The sequence below is a fragment of the Sphingomonas sp. CARO-RG-8B-R24-01 genome (genome assembly GCF_022662295.1).
Classification (GTDB): Bacteria; Pseudomonadota; Alphaproteobacteria; order Sphingomonadales; family Sphingomonadaceae; genus Sphingomonas.
This window is the reverse complement of record NZ_JAKNQI010000002.1, coordinates 404950-429230: the sequence shown is the minus strand read 5'-3', so window position 1 is coordinate 429230 and position 24281 is coordinate 404950. Positions and strand designations below refer to the sequence as shown.

Here is a 24281-nt window from a genome sequence, read left to right as displayed (position 1 = left end):
TTATCGCTGCATTCTGAGGCAAGACCGTACCATGTCGAGTGACCTGCTTTCCTACGAACCCGCGACCGGTGCCCTGTTGTGGCAAGGCGCGACCGGCGATGCCGATACCGAAGTTGCCGCCGCGCGCGCGGGCTGGCCGATCTGGGCGGCGCAACCGCTCACCAACCGGATCGAGACGTTGCGCCGGGTCGCCAATGTCGTGCGCGCCCGGGCAGACGCCTTTGCCGACCTGATCGCGCGCGAGACCGGCAAGCCCTTGTGGGAGGCGCGGACCGAAGTCGAATCGGTCATCGCCAAGGTCGACATCTCGGTGACGGCGTATGCCGACCGCACGCCGCAACGTCGGCTCGACACGCAGATGACTGGGCGGATGGCGCTCCGGCACAAACCGCACGGCGTGCTCGCGGTGCTGGGTCCCTACAATTTCCCTGCACATCTGCCCAACGGGCACATCGTCCCGGCGCTGCTCGCGGGGAACGCCGTGGTGTTCAAGCCGTCCGAAAAGACGCCCGCGACCGGCGCGTTCCTGGTCGACTGCTTTCGTGCCGGCGGCGTGCCCGCCGGCTGTATCCGCCTGCTGATCGGTGGCGCCGACGAGGGCAAGGCGCTTGCCGCGCATGACGGGATCGACGGACTGCTGTTCACCGGCTCCGCGCCGACGGGGATCGCGCTCAACCGCGCCTTCTCCACCCGGCCCGAGAAAATCCTCGCGCTCGAGATGGGCGGCAACAACCCGATCATCGTGTGGGACTCGCCGGATCTGCATGCCGCCGCGGTCCTCATCGTCCAGTCGGCGTTCACCAGCGCCGGCCAGCGCTGCACCGCGGCGCGGCGGCTGATCGTCGACGAGAAGCTCTACGACCCGTTGCTGGACGAGGTCACCAAGCTCGTCAGCCGGATCATCGTCGATGAACCGCATGCGAGCCCCGCCCCGTTCATGGGCCCGGTGATCGACAATCAGGCAGCCGACATGCTGACCGAGAGCTTTCTAGAGCTGATGATGCGCGGCGGACGCGCGATCCGCCATCTCGAACGGCCCGTTCCCGATCGACCGTTCCTTCGCCCCGCGCTGATCGACACGACCGAGATGAACGACCGGCCCGACGTCGAACTGTTCGGGCCGATCCTGCAGGTGATCCGCAAATCGAGTTTCGAGGATGCGATCGTGGAGGCGAACAACACGCGCTACGGCCTGTCCGCCTCCCTGCTCAGCCAGAACCCCAAGCTGTACGACCAGTTCTGGGCAAATGCGCGGGCCGGGATCGTCAACTGGAACAAGCCGACCAACGGGGCGTCGTCGGGCGCGCCGTTCGGGGGGATCGGCTGGTCGGGCAATCACCGGCCGAGCGCCTATTATGCGGCGGACTATTGCGCCTATCCGGTCGTGTCGAACGAGGCCGAGCAGGCCCGCGCGAGCATCGGCGTGGGGCTGCGCGACGCCTGACCGGATAGGCGTGCCGAGCGGGTGCTCCTGCACCGACCGGATCGGGTTGATCCGTATCAGTGCATTAGCCCGCTCGCTGCGCGGACATTTAGCAAGCCTCCTGACGTTTCCCCGATCGCCACCACACAGGCAATTCGGAGATGGAACATGGCCGTTAAATTCGCCGGTACGATGAACGCGATCAATCGCGGTCTTGAGACGACCAAGCCCACCAAGGGCGCCGACATGGTCGAGGATTGGGAAGCCGCGCTGGCGGATATCGACACGTCCGGGGCCAAGGGCATCCTGCGCGATCTGGCATCCTTGCGCAAGCAGCTGGAGCGGGACGAACCGGATGCGGATCGCGTCCACGCCCTGCTCCATCGTCTTGGTGCTGCAACGACCAAGATCGCCGACAAGGCCGATTCCTCGCAGGAAAAGCTGAAGGCGCTGGGCGAGGCGCTGACCGAAGCGGGTGAGGACTCGCCCGAAGAGGAAGAAGACACCGCCGCCGCCGCCGCACCGAAGCGGGCACGCAAGAAGAACTGATCCCGGCGATACCGTCGCAACGATCAAACGCCCGTCGTCTCCTTCGAGACGGCGGGCTTTTCTTTGGCGCAATTGTAACCCCCGCGGAAAACGGCATGATGACGCATCGATCACCGGACCGCCGCCCCCGGCTGTATTGAAAGGCTCCATGATGCCCCTTCACGAACCGACCCGCCGTACCGTACTGACAAGCGCCGCCGCGTTGTGCTCGCTTGCGCCGACGTTGCTCGCGTCCTCCGGGCTCGGCGCGCAGGTGCGGTCCGGCGACGAGATCGTCCCGCTTTGGCCGAACGCGATACCGGGCGATCGCCATGAAGCGATCACGGCCAGCATTGAGGAGCGAAGCCGGGATGCGCACCATCCCGATCGTTGGGTCCGTGGCGTCGCGCACCCCGTCCTCGTCGTGAAACGTCCCGTGAGGTCCAATGGCGCGGCGGTGTTGGTGATGCCCGGGGGCGGATACGGTTTCCTTTCCTATGACAATGAAGGGCTCGAACAGGCGGCATGGCTCAATGCGCGCGGCATTACCGCCTTCGTCCTGCAATACCGGCTGCCGGGCGAAGGCTGGGACAACCGCCAGCTCGTACCGTTGCAGGATGCCCAGCGCGCGATGCGGCTGATCCGGGCAGGCGCGCGCCGCTACGGCGTGGATATCGCACAGATTGCGGTTCTGGGATTTTCGGCCGGCGGACATCTGGCGGGATCGCTCGCGACACGACATGCCGAGCAGAGCTACGCACCGGTCGACGCGATCGACACCCAGTCGGCTCGGCCCGATTATGCCGGACTGATCTACCCGGTGGTGAGCATGGAAGCCCCCTTTTCACACGGCGGATCGCGCGATGCTCTGCTGGGAAATGCGGCGTCGGCCGCACTGCGCCATGCCGCCTCCGTCGAGGCCCGCGTCACCGCGGACACGCCACCGGTCTTCTTGGCGCATGCCGCGGACGACGATCTCGTACCCGTCGCCAATAGCGTCGTCCTGTTCACCGCGTTGAAGGCACAGGCACGACCGACGGAATTGCACGTCTTCGATAGCGGCGGCCACGGTTTTGGCGTGCGCCTCCCTAAAAGCAGACCGGCGTCGTCCTGGCCGGACCTGTTCCTCGCGTTCGGAGCCAGCCGGGGCGTGTTCCACGGATGACCCGCCGCTCCGTCGGCAAGCCAAAAATGACTGTTCATATATAAATTGCCGCTTTATGGTTGGACGAAAGAGGCCGGTCGGGTCGCGGGACACCATCGTGGTCCGCATCCGGATCGGTTGGAGCCTGGAGGGGATTCCGAAATGCCCATGCGATCGAGCTATCTCCCGTTTCCAGCGGCATCAGCCACGCGATCGGCACGCGCTCCCGGGACTGCGTCCGGGCAAGAGCGCGCATGAGTCGCCCCATTCCCGCACGTGCGTCGCTCAAGCTCCCGATCGTGCTGATCGTCGCGCTGTTCTTTCTCTGGGGCGTCGCGAACAATCTCAACGACGTGCTGATCTCGCATTTCAAGGGCCTGTTCAGCCTGGGGGATTTCGGCGCGGGACTGGTCCAGTCCGCCTTCTACCTCGGCTATTTCTGCCTTGCGATCCCAGCCGCGCTGTTCATGCGGTCGTTCGGCTATCGGGCGGCGGTGTTGCTCGGGCTTGGCCTTTATGGCCTCGGCGCGCTGCTGTTCTGGCCCGCCGCGAGCGCGTTGAGCTACCCCGCGTTCCTTGCCGCGCTGTTCATCATCGCGAGTGGTCTCGCCTTTCTGGAAACATCCGCCAATCCGCTGATCGCGCGGCTCGGCAGTGCCGAGACCGCATCCCGTCGGCTGAACTTCGCGCAGGCGTTCAACCCGCTCGGGTCGATCACCGGAGTCCTGATCGGTCGCGCCTTCATCCTGTCGGACAATGCGACACTCGATCGCGCCAGCGCAGCGGCGGCGGTCCAGATCCCGTATCTCTGCATCGGGATCGGCGTCCTGGTATGGGCGCTGTTCGTCCGTCTGGCGCCCTTCCCCGACATCGCGACCCGGCCCGACGTCGAGGACGGGGTCGGCGCAGCGTCCGATTTCGCCTGGCTGTTACGATCGCCGCGCTTCCTGATCGGCGTGCTGGCGCAGTTCTTCTACGTCGGGGCGCAGGTGGGCGTGTGGAGTTTCCTGATCCGCTATGTCGAAACCGCGCTGCCGGGAACGCCGGCGACGCAGGCGGCGGGGTATCTGACCGCCTCGCTGATCGTCTTCATGATCGGTCGCTTCGCCGGCGCCGCGCTGATGGGTCGGATCCGGCCACTGCCGCTGCTGTCGATGTTCGCGACGATGGCCGCGCTGCTATGCCTGATCGCAAGTATCGTCGGTGGCATGCCCGGCGTCCTCGCGCTGGTCGCGAGCAGCTTCTTCATGTCGATCCTGTACCCCACGATCTTCGCCGAGGCGGTCGATGGCCTGGGCGCGCGGACCAAGGCTGGGTCGGCGTTGCTGGTCATGGCGATCGTCGGCGGCGCGGTGTTCCCCGCCGTGATGGGCCTTGTGTCCGATGCAAGCGGATCGATCGTGCGCGCCATGATCGTTCCTGCGGGATGCTTCGTCGTCGTGCTGGCGTTCGGCCTGTTTCATCTGCGGAGGCCCGCATGATCGACCTACCCCCGATCGGCATGGGCTGCGCCGGGATCGGCAACCTGTATCGGCGCGTCGACGATGCGGTGGCAACCGACACCGTCGCGGCGGCGCTCGACGCCGGGATCGGCTATTTCGACGTTGCGCCTCATTATGGGTTCGGTCTCGCCGAAAGCCGTCTCGGCGCGGCGCTGGCGGCGCATGACCCGGACGCGCGCGCGCTGGTATCGACCAAGGTCGGGCGCTTGCTGGAACCGACCGGCAGCACCGATCACGAGCGGCACGGCTTCGTCGACGCCCCCCCGCTCGAGCCGGTTTTCGACTATACGCGCGATGCGGTGCTGCGCAGTTACAGCGCAAGTCGCATGCGCCTCCGGCGTGACCGGATCGACGTGCTGTTCGCGCACGACCTGGGCGAGGAAACGCACGGGGACGATGCCGCGCGCCACCTGGCTGCGTTCCTGGACGGCGGCTACCCGGCATTGCGCGAGTTGCGCGACGCTGGCGACATCGGTGCGATCGGGATCGGCGTCAACGAAGTGGCGGTCTGTCACCAGTTGCTCGACTTCGCCGACCTCGACCTGATCCTGCTGGCCGGCCGCTACACGTTGCTCGAACAGGACGGCGCCGTCGCGCTGATCGAACGGTGCGAACGCGCCGGAACGCGGCTGGTGATCGGCGGACCGTACAACAGCGGAATCCTCGTGGAAGGCAGCGCGCAGGCGCGCCATTTCAACTACGCCCCCCCGCCGGCGCTGGTCGTGGCGCGGGTCGCGGCGCTGGAACAGGCGTGTCGTGCGTTCGACGTCCCGCTCGCGGCGGCGGCCCTGCAATTCCCGTTGCGCCATGCCGTCGTCGGCAGCGTCATCCCCGGCCTGGTCGGGCGTGATCAGGTCGAGGCAACCCTCCGCTATGCCCGGTGGCCGATCCCCGACGCATTGTGGGACAGACTGACCGCCGACGCCCTCTCTTCGGACGCCTTTGCCGCATGACCGCTATTCTTCTGCACCCGAGCGACAACATCCTGGTGGTTACCGCCGCGATTGCCGCCGGCGACATCGTTTCGATCGATGGCGATGCCGTCGTGATCCCGGTTCCGGTCCAGGTTGGCCACAAGATCGCGCGCCTGACGCTCAGCCTCGGCGAAACGGTGATCAAATATGGCGCGCCGATCGGATCGATGACCGCCCCCGCCGCACGGGGCGATCACGTCCACCTGCACAATATGAAGAGCGATTACATCGCGTCGCACCTGCGCGACACGCTCGAACGGAGCACCGAATCATGATTTCCGCCTGGTCCCGCAGCGACGGCCGCAAGGGCATCCGCAACGTCGTCGCGGTCGCGTATCTGGTCGAGTGCGCGCATCACGTCGCCCGCCGCATCGTCGACAAGATCGATCATGCCGACGTGCATCTGATCGGCTTCCCCGGTTGCTATCCCAACAGCTATGCGGACAAGGTGATGAAGGCGATCGCGACGCATCCCAATGTCGGCGGCCTCGTGATCGTCTCGCTCGGCTGCGAGAGCTTCAATCGCGAGGGACTGGCAGCGACCGTCGCGGCGAGCGGGCGTCCGGTCGAGACGCTGGTGATCCAGCAGAACGGCGGCACCGCCTCGACGATCGCCGCGGGGCTCGCCGCCGTCGCGCGCGTCCAGGCGATCGCGGACGCGGGCCCGCGCATCCCGATGGCTCCCAGCGAGCTCGTCATCGGGACGATCTGCGGCGGCTCCGACGGGACCAGCGGGATCACCGCCAACCCAGCAGTCGGCCGCGCGTTCGATCGCTTCGTTGCGGAGGGCGCGACCTGCATCTTCGAGGAGACCGGCGAGCTGGTCGGGTGCGAGGCGATCATGGCCGACCGCGCGATCACCCCCGAGCTCGGCGCGGCGCTGATGGCGAGCGTCGAGAAGGCGGAACGCTATTATACCATCCTCGGCTTTGGCAGCTTCGCTCCCGGTAACGCCGAGGGCGGCCTGACGACGCAGGAGGAAAAGTCGATGGGCGCCTATTCCAAGTCGGGCAGCTCGCCGATCTCGGGGATCGTCAAGCCCGGCGACATCCCGCCTTCGCCCGGCCTCTACATGCTCGACGTCGTGCCAGACGGCGAGCCACGCTTCGGCTTTCCCAACATTTCGGACAATGCCGAAATCGTCGAGCTGATCGCTTGCGGCGCGCACATCAACCTGTTCACGACCGGGCGCGGGTCGGTGGTCGGATCGGCGATCTCCCCGGTCATCAAGATCTGCGCCAACCCCGAGACCGCGCGCCGCCTGGCAGACGACATGGACGTCAACGCCGGCCGGATCCTCGAAGGCGCCGCGACGATCGAGCAGGTCGGCACCGAAATCTACGAACGAACGCTTGCCATCGCGGCGGGCGAACGCAGCGTGTCCGAGGCGCTCGGGCATCAGGAGTTCATCTTGACCTACAAGAGTTTCGATCCCGTCGGCCCCGCCTGCCTGCCGCGGAGGCAGGCGGCATGAGCGCGCGGCTAAGCGGCAAGACCGTCTTCATCACCGCCGCCGGGCAAGGCATCGGTCGCGCCAGCGCCGAACTGTTCATCGCCGAGGGCGCGAGGGTCATTGCGACCGATATCGACGCGTCGAAGCTGGAGGGTCTTGCATGCGAGACCTTCGCGCTCGACGTGCGCGATGCCGCCACGGTCGCCGCGCTGCCCGGGCGCACCGGGCCGGTCGACGTGCTGATGAACAGCGCTGGCGTCGTTCACAACGGGACGATCCTCGACTGCGGCGAGGACAGCTGGGCGTTCGCCAACGACCTCAACGTGACCGCCATGTACCGCACGATCCGCGCCTACCTGCCGCTGATGCTGGATCGCGGCACGGGGAGCATCGTCAACGTCGCGTCGATCGCGAGTTCGATCAAGGGCATCCCCAACCGCTTCGCTTATGGCGCGACCAAGGCTGCGGTGATCGGGTTGACCAAGTCGGTCGCGGCGGATTTCGTCGCGCGCGGGGTGCGCTGCAATGCGATCTGCCCCGGCACGGTCGATTCCCCCTCGCTCCAGCAACGGCTGCGCGATACCGGGGATTATGACCAGGCGCGCAGGGATTTCACCGCGCGACAGCCAATGGGTCGGCTCGGCCGCCCGGAGGAGATCGCCGCGCTCGCGCTGTACCTCGCCAGCGACGAATCCGCGTTCACGACGGGCCAGGCGCACATCGTCGACGGCGGCTGGATCAACTAAGGCTTTCGTTTCGGCGCCCTCTCCCCCCTATCGTCATCCCCGCGAAACCGGGGATCCATACTGGCTACCGAGGGAAAGACGTACGCAGGCCAGCCACTATGGATTCCCGCCTCCGCGAAAATGACGGAATGTGAATCACCCCCCAGGAGTTTCCCCATGAAGTTAGTCCGCTACGGCCCGCTCCACGAAGAACGCCCCGGCCTGATCGATGCGAACGGCACGCTGCGCGACCTGTCGGGTGAAATTCCCGACGTGATCGGCGCAACGCTGTCCCCGGACGTCCTCGCCGAACTGGCCCGCCTCGACCCCGAAACCCTCCCCCCGGTCGAGGGCACGCCGCGTATCGGCGCATGCGTCGGGCAGGTCGGCAAGTTCCTGTGCATCGGGCTCAATTATTCGGATCACGCCGCCGAGAGCGGGATGACCGTCCCGCCGGAACCCGTGCTGTTCACCAAGGCGACCAGCGCGATCGTCGGGCCGAACGACACCGTGCGCATCCCGCGCGGATCGACCAGGACCGACTGGGAAGTCGAACTGGGCATGGTCATCGGCACGGCTGCCAAATATGTGTCCGAGGCCGACGCGCCTGCCCACATCGCCGGCTATTGCCTCATCAACGACGTGTCCGAGCGCGAGTATCAGCTCGATCGCCACGGGACCTGGGACAAGGGCAAGGGCTGCGACACGTTCGGCCCGATCGGCCCGTGGCTCGTCACGCCCGACGAGGTCGGCGACCCGACCGACCTCGGCATGTGGCTCGAGGTCAACGGCCACCGCTATCAGGACGGCACCACCGCGACGATGGTCTACAAGCCCGCGTTCCTCGTCAGCTACCTCAGCCAGTTCATGACGCTGCATCCCGGCGACGTGATCACCACCGGCACGCCCCCCGGTGTCGGCATGGGGCAGAAGCCGCCGGTCTTTCTCAGGGCAGGCGACGTCATGCGGCTCGGCATCGACAAGCTCGGCGAGCAGCGGCAGGCTGTGGAGGCCGACTGATGCTTCATGTCCTGCTGCTCGACCTGAAGGACGATCCAGCCGGGATCGCGGAATATGAGCGGTGGCACGCGGCGGGGGCAGTCCCCGCCGCGGTCACCGCCAGCATCCGACGCGCCGGGATCGAGGACATGCGGATCTTCCGTGCAGGCAACCGGCTGGTGATGCTGATGGAGACGGGCGCGGCGTACGATCCCGCCGCCAAGGCGGCCGGCGACGCGGCGGATCCGGACGTTCAGGCGTGGGAAACGCTGATGGATCGTTTCCAGCAGGCGATTCCCGCGGCCGTGCCGGGAACGAAATGGACCGAAGCCGGCCAGATCTTTGCGCTCCACGAACAGGAAGGCGCCTGACCGGCGCTCGGAGCCCGCGACGCTCAGCGCAACGGTCGAGTGGCTTGCGCCAGTAAAATAATTGACCATACGTGAAAACGGATGGCGACGCGGACGGTGATGCAACGCGCGCCGATCCGGGGGGAGTGAAATGACAAAGGCGGCCGCAGTGCTGGATTATCGAGCGCAGGCGCGCCGCCGCCTGCCCCCGTTCCTGTTCGAATATCTCGACGGCGGCTCCTATGCCGAGGTCACGCTGCGCCGGAACGTGGCCGTGCTCGAACAGCTCGCCCTGCGGCAGCGCGTCCTGACCGACGTGTCCGCGATCGACCTGACGACGACGCTGTTCGGCGCGGCGCAATCGCTGCCGGTGATGCTGGCGCCGATCGGGCTTGCGGGCATGAACGCGCGGCGGGGCGAAGTGCAGGCGATTCGCGCGGCCAATGCGGCGAGCATCCCCTTCTGTCTGTCGACCGTCAGCGTGTGCCCGTTGGCCGAAGTCGCCGCCGCGGCAACCGCCCCATTCTGGTTCCAGCTCTACATGATCCGCGATCGCGGGCTCGTCCGCGCCTTGCTCGACGAAGCGCGGCAGCTCGGATGTTCGGCGCTGGTCTTCACGGTCGACATGCCGGTCCCAGGCGCACGCTACCGCGATTACCGTTCGGGTCTGGCCGGCGCGTCTGGCTTGGGCGGGACGCTGCGCCGGTTCGGCCAGGCCATGACCCATCCCGAGTGGGCGATCGACGTCGGCGTGCGCGGGCGGCCGCACCATCTGGGCAACGTCGCCCCGGCGCTGGGGGACAAGACCGGGCTCGAGGATTTCCTCGGATGGATGCGCACCAATTTCGATTCCAGTGTCACCTGGCGCGACCTCGACTTCATCCGGTCGCATTGGCAGGGGCCGCTGATCATCAAGGGTATCCTCGACCCCGCCGACGCGCGCGAAGCAGCGCGGACCGGCGCGGACGGGATCGTCGTCTCCAACCACGGGGGGCGGCAACTCGACGGCGTCCCCGCCACCGCCGACGCGCTGCCCGCGATCGTCGATGCGGTGGGCGATGCGCTGACGGTGCTCGCTGACGGCGGGGTCCGCTCGGGTCTCGACGTCGTCAAGCTGATGGCCCTCGGCGCGAAGGGCGTGTTGCTCGGGCGCGCCTGGGCCTATGCGCTTGCCGCCAATGGCGAGGCCGGGGTCGCGCACGTCCTGCGGCTGATCGAAGCCGAGATGCGCGTCGCCATGGCGCTGTGCGGCCGCACCCGAATTGCCGAAATCGATCGATCGATGCTCGTTTCCACCGCCTTCCAACGACAGGATTCCCTATGATCACCGTATCGGTTCCCAAACGGATGCTCGCGCGCTGGACCGGCGCCGCCGCGATTGCGCTGTTGCCTGTCACCGCGCAGGCCGACCCGATCGCCACGCTCGACCGCAATGGCAGCCTCGTCGCGATCGAACCGTATGCGCCCAATATCGTGCGCGTGACGATCGCGGTCGATCGCGGGCTGGCCGATGCGCCCCCCGGCCCCGGCCCGAACGCCAGGGCGGACGCAACCGGCTGGACGCATCGCACCGATCCCGCGGGCGACGTCTTCGCGTCGTCCGGGATGACGCTGACCGTCGCCGCACAGCCATGGCCCAAGGCCCCCTCGCAGATGGAACGCTATTTCGCGCCGTCCCTGCCCCCCGTCGCGATCACCGTCCGGGGAACGGACGGCCATGTCATCACGCAGATGAGCGGCTGGGAAATGGCCCCGCACACGGTTGCCGGGGAAAAGACCTTCAAGGTCGGCGCCAGCTTCGCCGCACCGCTCGACGAGCATTATTACGGGCTCGGACAGAATCAGGAAGGCAAGCTCGACCTGCGCGGCCGGACGATCGACTGCCGCCACAATTATGACGCGCCTGCGGGGGAGACGGTGTGCGTACCGTTCATGGTCACCAACAAGGGGTATGGCATCGTCTGGGACAACCCTTCGACGACGACGGTTTCCCCGGGGCTCCACAACAGCACCCACTGGCAGTCGCAGGTCGGCGAGCGCGTCTCCTTCTTCGTCATCACAGGGGACACGACCGACGCGCTCTACGCGGGCTACGCCAGGCTGACCGGGCCGACCCCGCTGCCCCCCAAGGCCGCATTCGGGCTGATTCAGAGCAAGGCGCGCTATGAGACGCAGGCCGAACTGCTCGGCATTGCCGACGGCTATCGCAGCCGCGGCTATCCGCTCGACGCGATGGTGCTCGACTGGTTCTACTGGAGCCGGATGGGCCAGCTCGACATCGACCGCACCTATTTCCCGGATCCTGCGGGCATGAATGCCCGGCTCAAGGCAATGGGCATGCGCAGCATCATCAGCGTGTGGCCGCGCTTCGAGAAGGAGTCGCGCTATTACGACATGCTCTCCGCCAAGGGATGGTTGCTGCACGATGCCGACGGCAGCGTGGTCGACGGCCTGCCGGTGCGGTATGACCGGGCCGGAGCATTGCTCGACAGCACCAATCCGGATGCGGGCAAGTGGTTCTGGGGCAAGATCCGCGACAATATCGCCTCGCAGGGCTTCGACTGGTTCTGGCTCGACGAGACCGAGCCGGATCTGGTGCCGGACGGCCATCAGTTCTCGATCGGGTCCGGCGATCGCTATCACAACGTCTTCCCGCTGGTGCATACGGCGAGCGTTGCGGATGGGTCGGCCAAGGACCGGCCCGACCTGCGCAACCTCATTCTGTGTCGGGCGGCCTATCTTGGTGCCCAGCGCAACGGCTGCCTTTTCTGGTCGTCGGACGTCCAGTCGACGTGGGAGGCCTTGCGCCGCCAAGTCCCGACCGGGCTGAACTTCACCGCGTCCGGCATGGCATATTGGAGCAGCGACACCGGGGGCTGGCAATATCCGGCCGGCCCGACCGCGGAACACCCGGTCCTGCTCGACCCCGCCGGCGCGACCGCCATGGGGGCAAACTATCCGGACTATCCCGAACTGTTCGTCCGCTGGTTCGAGTATAACAGCTTCACCCCGACTCTGCGGATCCACGGGCAGCGTCCGGGCACCGCAATCTGGCAATATGGCAAGGCCGCCGAACCGGTGCTCGCGCAGTATCTGAGGCTTCGTTACGCCTTGATGCCCTACCTCTACGCGCTCGGTCATCAGACCCAGCAGAGTGGCGCGCCGTTCATGCGCGGGTTGTTCATGGACTTTCCGAACGATCCCAAGGTCGCCGACATGGGGGACGAATATATGTTCGGACCGGCGTTCCTCGTCGCCCCCGTCACCGAACAGGGCGCGACCAGCCGCCCGGTCTATCTGCCGGCCGGCGCGGACTGGTATGACTACTGGACCAACGAGCGCCACAGCGGCGGCCAGACGATCACTGCGCCAGCGCCGATCGACCGCATTCCGCTGTTCGTCCGCGCCGGATCGATCATCCCGATGGGTGTTCAGGTCCCCAGCACGGCCACGCGGCAGCAACTGGACAGTATCCGCGTCTATCCGGGGCGATCGACCAGCTTCACGCTGTACGACGACGATGGCGTGAGCAATCGCAAGACCGGCAGCAGTGCGACGCTGCGCTGGGACGATACGACAAAGCGGCTGAGCGCATCGGGCAAATTGCCGACCGGGCAGGATCCGGCAGGCCTGGTCAAGATCATGGGCCGCTGACGGGTTTGCCCCCGCCAGCGCGCGTGGGGGCGGACCTTGTCCGCTGCCACGCGCCCCGGCTAAGGTCGACGGTACATAAGACCGAAGCGGGGGCGATCATGGAGCAGGACGAGCACGAAGAGCAGGACGGCCGCCGGTACAAGGCACCCGCGCTCGAGAAGGGGCTCGACATCCTCGAATTGCTTGCCAATGCGCGCGATCCGATGTCGTTCACGACGATCGCCGACCAACTCGATCGGTCGCGCGGCGAATTGCACCGGATGGTTCAGGTGCTGCAGTTCCGCGGATACATCGAGCAGGATTCGGCATCGGAAGGGTTCCGCCTGACCGACCGGCTCTTCTCGCTCGGCATGCGCCAGCCCCGCACCCGCAATCTGGTCGAGCTCGCCCTGCCCGTGATGCGGCGACTGGTGCAGGAGAGCAGCGAGTCCTGCCATCTCGCGCTGCACAGCCGGGGCGAAATCGTGGTCGTCGCCAGGGTCGAATCCGGCGAGCATCTCGGCTTCTCGGTCCGCGTCGGGTATCGCCGGCCCCTGCCGTGGACCGCATCCGGCACCGTCCTCTACGCTTTCCAGAGCGATGCCGTCCGCACGCGGTGGGAAGGGTTGTTCGACCCGCCGCTGTCGACAAAGGATCTCCATGCCTTTCGCGCCCACGCCGATGCGATCCGCGCCGCCGGTCTCGAACAGATGCCGAGCCCGCTGATCGCAGGCGTGATCGACACTTCGGTCCCGATCCTGCGGAGCAATGCGGCCGCCGCGGCGCTGACGGTTCCCTACCTCGAGCGTCGCCAGCCACTCCATACCGCGCAGCAGGTCGCCGCAATGGCGCAGGCTGCCGCCCGGCAGATCGCCGACCAGCTCATCCAGAGCGACGAGCGGCTATGACCATGGCCGGCGGTGCGGCCGCACCGCCGGCTCAGGACCGGCGCGCGCCCGTATCGGCGAAATTGGCGACCGCGATCGAACCGAGCGGCCCCGCCCGGTCTCCCAGCGCCGGCGCGACGATATAGGGCGCGTCCGCGGGCAGCCGCATATAGCCGTTGAGACTGGCGACGAGACTTGCTTCGATCCGCTCGAGCAAATGCGCCTGGCCGGTCACCACGCCCCCGCCGATCGCGATGCGGTGCGGACCGGTCGCGCAGACGAGGGTATGACACAGGACGGCGAGCACATGGACCACCTGCGCCCAGACGGGGTCCCCCGCCGCGACATCGCGCGCGGATCGCTCGCCGAGCCGCAGCGCGAGGGCGGATCCCGAAGCCAGCCCTTCCACGCAATCGTCGTGGAAAGGGCAGAAGCTGGGAAACGTGTCGCCGGCCAGCCGTGGCACGCGAATGTGCCCCAGTTCGCTATGCCCGATGCCGCGCGTGGGAAGACCGTGCACCACCAGCCCGACCCCGACGCCGGTGCCGACGGTGACATAGGCAAAGTCGGTCATGCCCTGCGCACACCCCCACGCCATCTCGGCGAGCGCCGCACCGTTGACGTCCGTATCGAACCCGACCGGGACATCGAACGGGGCCGACAGGATGCGAAGGACGTTGGTACCGGTCCAGCCCGGCTTGGTGGTCGCGCCGATCTCGCCATGATGGAGCGACGCGACATTCAGCTCCAGCGGGCCGAACGACGCGATTCCGAGCGCGGTGAACCCGTGCGTATTCTGCCACGCCCGCAGAATCGCGATGATCGCCGGCAGCGTCTCGCCGGGATCGCGGGTCGGTACGGTGGCCTGGTCAATGATCTCGCCAGTGCTCCGCGCGAGCGTGCACACGCATTTGGTCCCACCAAGTTCCACACCGGCGCGCAGCGGCGCGACGTTTCCGTCAGCCGTCATGCCTTGGTCGTCCGTGCCAGGACCCGGACGCTAAGCACAAGCTGCATATTCTCTCCCAAACGCTGTCCGCGCGCACCACACACCTTACGGTCGACCGCGACGCCGCCCATCATTAATAAACCAACTTAAATAATTCAATCATCCAGAAAGCTGAGGACCGGCCGAGACGTGGCGCGTCGGGCCATGCCGTCTGCCATCCGTCCGCCGCGCCGTTTGGGCTGGTCGTTACGGTCGTGCTAGTGCAGTTTGCCGAGGCGCCGCGGTTCGCATTGCCGGAACGGGGATCGCGGGTGCGCGCAACAGGCAGGGTAGAGATGGGATCGATCATGACCGCGATGGTTCGCGCCGTACCGCGCAGCGGATGGGTATGACACGCCAGACCCCGCGGGATCAGCCGCGCCTGTCGGGCACCAATCTGGAACGCGCCGCAGACCATAACCAGCGTGTGACGCTTCATGCGATCCGCGTGATGAGTCCGTTGACGCGCGTCGAATTGGCCCGGATCACTGGGCTGACCGGTCCCGCGATCGCGAACATCACCAAGCGCCTGCTGCAGGACGGGCTGATCGAGGAAGCGGGGCAGCGGCGCGGCGCGCGCGGGCAGCCGCCGACCAAGCTCGTGGTCCGGCGCGACGCCTGCTATTCGATCGGCGTCAACATCGATCGCGATCATGTCACGATCGTGCTGGTCGACTTCTCGGGAGAAACGCTCGCCCGCGTGACCGAGGATCTCGACTTCGCGCTGCCAGACCAAGTCCGCGCGCTGTATCGTCGTTCGATCCGCACCATGCTCCGCAAGGCGAATGTCGATGTCGCCAAGGTCGTCGGGCTGGGTGTTGCCGTGCCCGACGACCTCGGGCTGGTCGACCTGCCCGGCCGCCCGCCGAGCTACGCCGCCTGGGCTGATGTCGACGTCGCGTCCCTGTTCGACGAACCTTTCGCGCTTCCGGTCTTTCTCGAAAACGACGCCGCCGCGGCGGCCATGGGCGAGATGCAGCTCGGCCAGGGGCAGCGCAACAACACCTTCTTCTACATCCTGCTGTCGTCCGGACTGGGTGGCGGCCTGGTGATCGACGGAACCTACATCCGCGGTGCGGACGGGCGTAGCGGTGAGCTCGGCTTCATGCGGTCGCCCCAGCATGACGCAACCCCGGACGAGCAGATCCAGCGCTACGTTTCGCTCTCCGGCCTCGCGCGCAGCCTTGAAGAACAGGGGTTCCACCTGGCCGAAGTGATGGATGGCACGACCGATCCCGAGGTGCAGGCCTGTGTTTCCGAATGGATCGAACGCGCCGCACATCAGCTGACGGTGCCGATCGAGGCGATCAACTGCCTGATCAATCCGGGCGTGATTCTGCTGGGCGGCAGACTGCCGACCGCGCAGCTCGACGCCCTGGCGGAGCGCACCGATGCGCTGATGCGCGCGCGCGCGCCATTGCTCCCCTCGGTCGCACCGGTGCGGCGCGCAGCTCTGTCCGCGGATGCGCCCGCAGTCGGCGCGGCGATCCTGCCGTTCAGCCATTTCCTGCTGCCAAAGCCTGGCGCCCTGTGGAAGGCGCAGGGCCAGCCGGACGTCGTGCAGGTGCTGTAAGCGGCTATCATCGCGTCCTAGAGGCGTTCGGCGAGCAATGCGGGCTTGCGCCGCAGCGTGTCGAGGATCAGCTCGCCAAACAGGCCGTTGGCCCAGGCGAACCACGGCCGCGTGAACTTGGCGGGATCGTCCTTGTGGAAGCTCTCGTGCATGAAGCCGGTGCCCGCATGCGTCGTCTTCAGCCAGCGCAGGCATTGGCGAACCACCGCATCGTCGTCGCTGTTGCGCGCGTGGACCATGATCGACATCGGCCAGATCATGTCGAGCCCGACATGCGGCCCGCCGATCCCCTGCGCGGCGCTGCCCTCGAAGAAGAACGGGTTGCGCGGGCTCCACGCCAACGCCGCCGTCCGGCGGAACAGCGGGTCCGCGCGATCCGCGGCACCGAGCAACGCCAGCCCGCACAGGCTCGGCACGTTCGCGTCGTCCATGAACAGCGCGTTGCCGAAGCCGTCCGCCTCATAGGCCCAGACCGTGCCGCCCTGCCCGTCGGGCATCCGGCCATGCGCGACGAGCGCCGCCTCGACCTCGGCGGCAAGCGCGAGACAGTCCCGCGCCGCCGCGGTGTCGCCGCGCGCTTCCTGCTGCACCTGCGCCAGCATCCGCAGCGCGGAGACCGCGAACAGGTTGGACGGGATCAAGAACGGCAGCACCGTCGCATCGTCGGACGGCCGGAACATCGAATGGATCAGCCCGACCTTGCGCGTCGGCGCACCATAACCGCCGAGCATCAGCGTCTCGGTCGGCGAAGGATCGACGCGCTGGAAGTGATAAGGCCCCGGCCCTTCCTTGCGTTGTTGTTCGCGGAAGGTTGCGACCGCGCGCGCCATGCCCTGCGCCCACAGCGCGTCGAACGGCGCCGGGTCGCGCGTGGCGGTCCAGTAGGAATGCGCCAACCGCATCGGATAGCAGAGCGAGTCGATCTCCCATTTCCGCTCCGCGACGCCTGGCTTCATCTCGGTCTTGTCGGACACCGCGCCGAGCGTCGATTTCGCGGTCGGATCCTCCATGAAGGCATTGGCGTAGGAATCGATCAGGATGCAGCGTGCCTGTCGCTGTATCAGCCCGTGGAACACGCGGCGCAGGTCGGCATCGCGCGGCGCGAGATGGACGTATGTCTGCATCTGCGCCGAACTGTCGCGCAACCACAAGGCGTCGATATCGCCGGTGATGACGAAGGCGTCGGGTTTGCCGTCGATCGTCGACAGCTTGACCGTCGTGTCGAGCGTGTTCGGGTAGCAATTCTCGAACATCCAGGCGAGCTCGGGGTCGGCAATCCGCGCCTTCACCGTGCGAATCTCCGCCTCGACCGCCTTGCTCGTAAAGCGGCGAGCGCTGACCGGCGGCCGCTTCGATCCGAAGGCGGCCGTCGCCGCGCGAGCGGGGACCGCCGCTGCAACCGCGAGCGCGCCCGCGCCCGCGATGATGTCCCGACGATTCATGCCACTCTCCCGTTCCGTTTTCAGCTCAGCGCGCCACCGGTGCGCTCATCGAGAAAGGCGCGTTCGCCTTGGCGGTGCCCCAGTGCGTGTTGGGGGTCGGCCCCATCACGAAACGCAGCGTCCCGCCCGCCTGCAAGGCAGCGCGCGACAGCCACGGCTTGTCATGCGGCTTGCCGTTCAGCGTCACGGACTGGATGTAGACGTTTTTCGGCCCGTTGCTGGGGGCCTCGATCGTCAGCACCTTGCCGCCCGGCATGGTCAGGCGGACCGATCGAAACAGTGGACTGCCGATCGCATATTGGCCGACCGTCGGGGTCACCGGATAAAAGCCCATCGCGGAAAAGACGTACCAGGCCGAAGTCTGGCCATTGTCCTCATCCCCCGGATAGCCGTCAGGCGTCGCCGAATAGAGCTTGGCCATCACGTCGCGGACATGGCCTTGCGTCTTCCACGGCTGGCCCGCCCAGTCGTAGAGATAGGTCATGTGCTGGATCGGCTGATTGCCGTGCGCATATTGGCCCATGTTGACGATCTGCATTTCGCGCGTCTCATGAATCACCGATCCGTAATAGCTGTCGTCGAACACCGGCGGCAGCGTGAAGATCGAATCGAGCTTGTCGGTGAATGCGCGATCGCCGCCCTGCAGGTCGATCAGCCCCTGCACGTCCTGCATCGCCGAAAAGCTGTAATGCAGCGCATTGCCCTCGGTGAAAGCATCCCCCCAGGCGAACGGGTTAAACGGCTGCATCCAGCTGCCGTCCTTGTTGCGCCCGCGCATCCAGCCGGATTGCGCGTCGTAGAGCTTGCGGTAATTCTGCGCCCGCGCGGCGTATTTCTGGGCATCCTCGGTCTTGCCGAGCGCGGCGGCGAGGCGCGAGAGCGAGAAGTCGGCGGTGGCGTATTCAAGCGTGCGCGCGGCGCTTTCGTTGATGCCGACGTCATAGGGCACATAGCCGAGCTTGTTGTACCATTCGACGCCCTCGCGCCCGACTGCGGTGACGACATTGCCCTTCTTGTCCTTCGGTCGCCCTTCCGAGGTGGTCGCATTCTTGACCAACGCCTCGTACAGCGTCTCGATGTCGAACCCGCGCACGCCTTCCAGATAGGCGTCCGCGATGATGTTCGCCGAGTTCGACCCGATCATCACGTCGCGCTGGCCCGGGCTCATCCATTCGGGGAGCCAGCCGCCTTCCTTATAGGCGTTCGCCAGCCCCTGCATGATCTGGCCGTCGAGCTCGGGCCGGACGAGCGCGAAATAGGGGAAGACCGCGCGCCACGTGTCCCAGAAGCCGTTGTCGGTATACATCGGCCCGTCGTGGACCTTGCCGTCATACGGGCTGTAATGGACCATCGTCCCGCGCGCATCGATCTCGTGGAACTGCCGCGGGAACAGCAGCATCCGGTACATCGCCGAATAGAAGGTGCGCTTGTTGTCGAGATCGGGATCGCTGACCCGGATGATCCCGAGCTCCTTCTCCCACGCGGCCTTCGCCTTGGCCTCGGTCGCGGCGTAGCTGTCACGGCCGATCTCGCTGTCGAGATTGCGCTGTGCCTGCTCCGCGCTGATGAAGGACGAGGCGACCTTTACGCCGACCTGTTCCCCGTCGCGCGTCCTGAAGCTGACGACCGCGCCGACATGGCCGCCTTCGCGGGTAGTGTCCGCGCCGATCTGCCAATTGTCGTCCCAGGTCCGGCTGACGCTGAAGTCGTGGTCGAACTGCGCGACGAAGTAATTGTGGAAATTGTCGGGCACGCCGCCGTGGTTGTTGCGGACATAGCCAGTGATCCGCCGGTTGGCCGCGTCGATCTTCACCATCGACCCGCCCGCCAGCCCGTCGAGCAGGATGTGCGCGTCGTCGCTCTTGGGGAAGGTGAAGCGGAATTGCGCGGCGCGGTTGGTCGGCGTCACCTCGGCGGTGACGTTATAATCGGCGAGATAGACCTTGTAATTGTACGGGTGGCTCGTCTCCGCCTTGTGGCTGTACCAGCTCGCGCGCTCGTCTTCCTTGATCTTGAGCGGGCCGGTTTCCGCGAACAGCGAGAAGGCGGCATAGTCGTTCATCCACGGGCTCGGCTGATGCGTCTGCTTGAGCCCGTTGATCTTGAGATCATGGTACATATAGCCCCAGCCGCTGCCGGGCTTGCCGGTCACCGGGGTCCAGAAGTTCATCCCCCACGGCACCGCGACCGCGGGATAGGTGTTGCCGTAGGACAGTTCGTAGGTGGAATCGGTCCCCATCAGCGGGTTGACCAGATCCGCCAGCGATTCCGCCGTCTCCCCGCCTTGCTGCGCCATCGCTGGCGAAACAAGCAGCGGGGCGGGCAGGCCGAGACTGGTGACGGCGAGCAACGCGAGGCTGCGGCCGGCGGATGCGGCGAAACGGATCTTCACGTCAGGTCTCCCGGAGAATGCGTATAGGGCTGAACGGCCAAGGTGGCCGGTGCGGACGGGCCGGTCATTGCCGCCGGCCGATCGGACGCGGTGGCGCGCCTGTGTTGGTCAGCACGACCGGCTCGATCGTGCCGTCGGTAGCAAAGCTCATCCGATCGATCGCGATCTGGCGATGTTCGCCTTTGGCGTCGCCGAGCGGACGGCGGTGATAGACGATGTACCATTCGTCGGTGCCCGGCACGTTGACGACCGAATGATGCCCCGCCCCACGCGCGATCCGCGCGTCCTCGGCGAGAATCTTGCCCATCGGCCTGAACGGTCCGGTCGGGCTGGGCCCCATGGCATAGGCGACGCTATAGTCCGACCCGGTCCATTCCCCTTCGGACCACATCAGATAATAGACCCCGCGGCGCTTGATGACGAACGATCCCTCGACATAGCCCGGCGGGGTGATCTCCTTATAGGTCGTGCCGTCCGGGAACGGCCGGACGCTGCGCAGGTCGTCGCTCAGGCGGACGACGTTGCAATGTCGCCAGCCGCCGTAATAGAGATACGTCTGACCATCGTCGTCACGATAGACGAACGGGTCGATCGGCTGCGCCTGATTGTGGAACGCCCCGATCAACGGCTTGCCGATCGCGTCCTTGAACGGGCCGCCGGGTTTGTCCGCGACCGCTACGCCGATCCCGCCGTGTTCGGCGTCGCTCTGAATGTCGTTCGCGCCGAAGAACAGGTAATAGCGGCCCTTGTGCTCGATCGCCGAGGGCGCCCACACGGCATAGCCGGCCCAGGCCACGTTGGCGACGTCGAGCACATGGCTGTGCCGGGTCCAATGGACCAGATCGGGCGAGGAAAAGGCGTTGAAAAAAGTCTGCTGGAGATAAGACGGCCGCACCGTATGCCGCCGTCGCAGCTTGGCCTGGTCGGGCGTAAAATGCGGCGAAACGTCCGGTTTTGCCGCGTCGTCGGAATAGGTCGGGTAGATCCAGTAGGTGTCGCCGAACACCCGGATTTCGGGGTCGGCATACCAGCCCGGAACGATCGGATTGTGCGCCGCGACCGGAGCCGCCAGCAGCAGCGCGGCCAGCGCGGCCAGTCCAAACCTGCTCATCGGCACATCATCCTTGCCCGGATCGGAAAAGGGCGCGGCACCGCCTGGGGAAGACGGTGCCGCGCGACGTACTCGGGGAGGGGTACGCCGTCTCAGAAAGTCCACTGCACGCCGGTATAGAAGCGGCGCCCGGTATATTGGCTCGAATAATAGCGCGCGGTCGTATCGTTCCCGAGATGCGCGCGCTGTTCGGACTTGGTCAAGTTGATCACCGAAGCGGTCAGCGAGATATGATCGGTGAGATTATACTGCCCGTTGAGATCGACCTGCTCGTACGGATCCGAATAGACGTTGAGGCCGGAGACGATCCCGCCGACCTGCTCGCCCTTGCGGTTGTACGAGGCGCGCAGCAGCACGCCGTGCTTTTCGTAGAACAGCGATGCATTCCACTGCGTCTTGGCGCTGCCGACCAGCGGCGACGTGCCGATCTTGGTGCCGTTGAGCGACACGTCCGCGGTCGACGTATGGTTGTAGGTAAAGTTCACCTGCGCGCCGAGCCCGAAATCGAGCGTGTGCTGCGCGTAAAGCTCGACGCCCTCCGACACCGCGCTCGCGCCATTCGCCTGGGTCGAATATTGCTGCACCAGAACCTGCTGGCCCTGCACCGTCTGCGCCAGGTCTAGCACCAGCGGGACGACGAAGTTCTTCACGTCCTTGCGGAACAACGCCGCGCCGACGACCGAACCCCGGTGGAAATACCACTCCGCACCGAGGTCATACGCCCAGGCGGAGAAGGGCTTGAGATTGAAATTGCCGCCATTGCCGAACCAGCCGGCAGTCTCGCCGAACTGGTTGCGGTCATAGGTATAGGCGGCCGAATGGAACGTCAGCGATCGCGCCGCCGCCAGATCGTTATAGGCCGGCCGCGCCACCACCTTCGATACCGCGCCGCGCAGCAGGACGTTGCTCGTCACGTCCCACGAAACGTTGAGGCTCGGCAGGATGTCGGTGTAGCTCTTCGATTCGTTGTTCGGGCTGAACTCGCGCACCTCGCGCTGGCTCTGCGGCAGGACCTGGCAATTGCCGTCCGCGCCCAGCGGCGGCGGGCTGAACGGACCGCCGGGGCCGTCCTGGCAATAATCGATCTCGCGATAGACGGTGTCGGTCGAGGTGCCCGACTGCTTGGTATTGGCGACGCGCAGCCCGATGTTGCCGCGGACCGGCCCCGCCTTGAAGTTCGCCTCGATATAGCCCGCCCAGATCTTCTCGTCGATCTTGTAGAGGTTCTGCGGCTGCGGCACGTTGACCGCCTGACCGTAGGTCTTGTTCAGATAGCTGAGGTAGTTGGTCAGGTTGATCCCGGGATAGGAGCTTGCGGTGAAGCCCCCCGGAATATTGCTGATCGGCGAACTGTAGAAGAACGACGGCTGCGCGACTGCGCCCGCCGGCGTGTCCTGGAAGCGCAGCTGCGTCGCCGGATCGGCATACCAGTCGAGCTCGCCGGTCTCGCGCGTGATCTTGCCGTCGCGCCATTTGCCTCCGACCTGGATCGACTGGAGCAGCCCGTCGAACTTGCGCGTGACGTCGACCTGCGCGTAGCGCTGCTCGACCGAGCTGTTGGTGAAGCCCGACCCGGTCGACCCGGTGTCGATCTGCGCGACCCCGTTCGTCAGGTTCTGCTGCAGTTCCGGCGAGAAGGTCATGTTCAGCCCGCCGCCGCTATAGTCGTACATGCTGAGGAAATTGCCGTTCTGCGTGACCGTACCGGTCAGGCGCGGCTTGGCCGCGACAGAAAACTGCTCAGACGGGCCGCCGGTGGAACGGGTCTTGCCGACGATGAACGACACCGACAGCCGGTCGTGCGACCAGTCGCCATGCAGGTCGAACGTGTTCGAGATGTCCTTTTCCCGGGCGTAGACGCCGGACAGCTGCGGCGTCTCCATGGTGCAGATCGGCGTCTGCCGCAGGCATCCCGTACCCGCGTTCGGCACCTGGAACGTCGCCGACTGCAGGATCGTCCCGCTCTTGTCGAATTTCGCCGCGGTGAAGAAATTGTCATAGCCCCATTCGGGGATCTTCAACACGTTGGACTGGGTCTTGCTGTTCAGCTGGAACCGGAAATAGTTGGCGGTGAGCCGCAGATTGTCGGTCGGCTTCCACTCCAGCGTCGCTTGCGCGCCGATCCGCTCGCGTTCGGAGACGACGATCGATTCGTCGACCGACTGCGGTGCCCAATAGCCGTTGTAATGCGTGCCGGACTGGGTCGTTTCGCCCCGCCCTTGCGACCAATAGCTCACCGCCGCATCGTTGGCGATCGGACGCCCCCGCACGTCGGTCGCCTTGATGCCGTCGCGACCGCCATCGGTCCACCACTGCCAGCTCTCGGTCGAGCCATCCATCTCGCGATTGGTCCGCTTCTGATAGGTCCCGCCGACCAGCAGGCCAAGCGTGCCGGAGGCGTTGTGCCACGACAGCTGCCCCGAAATCTGCGGCTCGACCTTGTTGGTCACGTCCGAAATCGTGCCTTCGGCCGAAACGAACCCGGACCAGGGCTTGAGATCCAGCGGCCGTCGCGTGTGCAGGATGATCGTGCCGCCGACGCCGCCTTCGTCGAGCCGTGCCTCGGGCGACTTGTAGACGTCGATGCTGCCGATCATGTTCGAGGGCAGCAGCAGATAGTTGAACGACCGCGACGGGTCGCCGGTATCCGCCCCTGCGATGAAGTTGCCGTTGAGCTCGGTCAGGGTCAGGTCCGATTGCAGACCGCGGATGCTGACCCGGCTTCCTTCGCCGCCATCGCGATCGATGATCACACCCGGGACGCGCTGGAGCGAGTCCGCGACGTTCTTGTCGGGAAACTTGCCGACGTCTTCCGCCGTGATGACGTCGATGAAGGCGTTTGCCGCACGCTTGCGCGCCAGGCTGGTTTCGATCGAGCGACGATAGCCGGTCACCACGATGTCATCGGCCGTGATCCGGACCGGGCCGGTGTTCGTCTGCCCCTGGTCCGCCGGGGCCGGGCCCTGGTCGGCGGGGGCGGTCGGCTGTTGCGCGTTCGTCACCGGCGGCGGCGTTGCCGTCTGCGCCTGCGCTACCCCGCCAAACACGACCACCGCACTCACCGACGTCAGCAACCGCCGCAGCAAACGTCCCTGCGTGCCCGACTCCGTCGAAATATAGGTCATCCCCAAATCCTCTCCCTTGCCGAACCGGCGCC

Annotated in this window: 19 protein-coding genes; 14 read left to right on the top strand and 5 right to left on the bottom strand. The window is 66.2% G+C overall.

Annotation, left to right across the window (positions count from 1 at the left end):
* Positions 1–31: 31 nt before the first annotated feature.
* The 13 genes from astD to L8G49_RS06740 all read left to right on the top strand — a co-directional run bounded on the left by astD (position 32) and on the right by L8G49_RS06740 (position 13639).
* Complete coding sequence (gene astD / locus L8G49_RS06800) at positions 32–1444, top strand: succinylglutamate-semialdehyde dehydrogenase (protein WP_242183450.1); 1413 nt, start codon at positions 32–34, stop codon at positions 1442–1444.
* A 147-nt stretch (positions 1445–1591) separates the two neighbouring features.
* A complete protein-coding gene (locus L8G49_RS06795; protein WP_242183449.1) occupies positions 1592–1972 on the top strand; it encodes a hypothetical protein in 381 nt (126 codons plus the stop codon).
* Positions 1973–2123: 151 nt separating this feature from the next.
* Entirely contained in the window at positions 2124–3116 is a 993-nt protein-coding gene (locus tag L8G49_RS06790; RefSeq protein WP_242183771.1) for an alpha/beta hydrolase, read from the top strand.
* A gap of 233 nt (positions 3117–3349) precedes the next feature.
* Positions 3350–4576, top strand: a complete 1227-nt coding sequence (gene fucP / locus L8G49_RS06785; RefSeq protein WP_242183447.1) for an L-fucose:H+ symporter permease — start codon at positions 3350–3352, stop codon at positions 4574–4576.
* Entirely contained in the window at positions 4573–5550 is a 978-nt protein-coding gene (locus tag L8G49_RS06780; RefSeq protein WP_242183445.1) for an aldo/keto reductase, read from the top strand. Before fucP ends, L8G49_RS06780 begins: the two co-directional genes overlap by 4 nt.
* Positions 5547–5846 (top strand): UxaA family hydrolase, encoded by a 300-nt coding sequence (locus L8G49_RS06775; RefSeq protein WP_242183443.1) that lies wholly within the window; start codon positions 5547–5549, stop codon positions 5844–5846. The genes L8G49_RS06780 and L8G49_RS06775 overlap by 4 nt, the downstream gene beginning before the upstream one ends.
* On the top strand, positions 5843–7045 hold the full coding sequence (locus L8G49_RS06770) for a UxaA family hydrolase (protein WP_242139529.1): 1203 nt from the start codon (positions 5843–5845) through the stop codon (positions 7043–7045). The genes L8G49_RS06775 and L8G49_RS06770 overlap by 4 nt, the downstream gene beginning before the upstream one ends.
* On the top strand, positions 7042–7770 hold the full coding sequence (locus L8G49_RS06765) for an SDR family oxidoreductase (protein ID WP_242183442.1): 729 nt from the start codon (positions 7042–7044) through the stop codon (positions 7768–7770). Before L8G49_RS06770 ends, L8G49_RS06765 begins: the two co-directional genes overlap by 4 nt.
* 156 nt (positions 7771–7926) lie before the next feature.
* The gene (locus L8G49_RS06760) at positions 7927–8769 is read left to right on the top strand and encodes a fumarylacetoacetate hydrolase family protein (protein WP_242183440.1); all 843 of its coding nucleotides are present in this window, start codon (positions 7927–7929) and stop codon (positions 8767–8769) included.
* On the top strand, positions 8769–9119 hold the full coding sequence (locus L8G49_RS06755) for an L-rhamnose mutarotase (RefSeq protein WP_242183438.1): 351 nt from the start codon (positions 8769–8771) through the stop codon (positions 9117–9119). Before L8G49_RS06760 ends, L8G49_RS06755 begins: the two co-directional genes overlap by 1 nt.
* A gap of 130 nt (positions 9120–9249) precedes the next feature.
* Positions 9250–10422: an FMN-dependent L-lactate dehydrogenase LldD gene (gene lldD / locus L8G49_RS06750; protein ID WP_242183436.1), complete on the top strand. Its 1173-nt coding sequence runs from the start codon at positions 9250–9252 to the stop codon at positions 10420–10422.
* Positions 10419–12752 carry a TIM-barrel domain-containing protein gene (locus L8G49_RS06745; RefSeq protein WP_242139524.1) on the top strand — a complete coding sequence of 778 codons (2334 nt, stop codon included), beginning with the start codon at positions 10419–10421 and terminating at the stop codon, positions 12750–12752. Before lldD ends, L8G49_RS06745 begins: the two co-directional genes overlap by 4 nt.
* Before the next feature lie 98 nt (positions 12753–12850).
* The gene (locus L8G49_RS06740) at positions 12851–13639 is read left to right on the top strand and encodes an IclR family transcriptional regulator (RefSeq protein ID WP_242183434.1); all 789 of its coding nucleotides are present in this window, start codon (positions 12851–12853) and stop codon (positions 13637–13639) included.
* A gap of 31 nt (positions 13640–13670) precedes the next feature.
* On the opposite strand, the gene L8G49_RS06735 is transcribed toward L8G49_RS06740, so the two are convergent.
* Entirely contained in the window at positions 13671–14588 is a 918-nt protein-coding gene (locus L8G49_RS06735) for an ROK family protein (RefSeq protein ID WP_242139522.1), read from the bottom strand.
* Positions 14589–14955: 367 nt separating this feature from the next.
* Between L8G49_RS06735 and L8G49_RS06730 the strand changes: the two genes are divergently transcribed.
* A complete protein-coding gene (locus L8G49_RS06730; protein ID WP_242183432.1) occupies positions 14956–16179 on the top strand; it encodes an ROK family transcriptional regulator in 1224 nt (407 codons plus the stop codon).
* Positions 16180–16196: 17 nt separating this feature from the next.
* On the opposite strand, the gene L8G49_RS06725 is transcribed toward L8G49_RS06730, so the two are convergent.
* The 4 genes from L8G49_RS06725 to L8G49_RS06710 all read right to left on the bottom strand — a co-directional run bounded on the left by L8G49_RS06725 (position 16197) and on the right by L8G49_RS06710 (position 24249).
* Positions 16197–17621, bottom strand: a complete 1425-nt coding sequence (locus L8G49_RS06725) for a glycoside hydrolase family 125 protein (RefSeq protein WP_242183430.1) — start codon at positions 17619–17621, stop codon at positions 16197–16199.
* A gap of 25 nt (positions 17622–17646) precedes the next feature.
* On the bottom strand, positions 17647–20013 hold the full coding sequence (locus L8G49_RS06720; RefSeq protein ID WP_242183428.1) for a GH92 family glycosyl hydrolase: 2367 nt from the start codon (positions 20011–20013) through the stop codon (positions 17647–17649).
* 64 nt (positions 20014–20077) lie between these two features.
* Entirely contained in the window at positions 20078–21124 is a 1047-nt protein-coding gene (locus tag L8G49_RS06715) for a glycoside hydrolase family 43 protein (RefSeq protein ID WP_242183427.1), read from the bottom strand.
* Between the two features lie 92 nt (positions 21125–21216).
* A complete protein-coding gene (locus tag L8G49_RS06710; protein ID WP_242183426.1) occupies positions 21217–24249 on the bottom strand; it encodes a TonB-dependent receptor in 3033 nt (1010 codons plus the stop codon).
* Between the last annotated feature and the right edge of the window lie 32 nt (positions 24250–24281).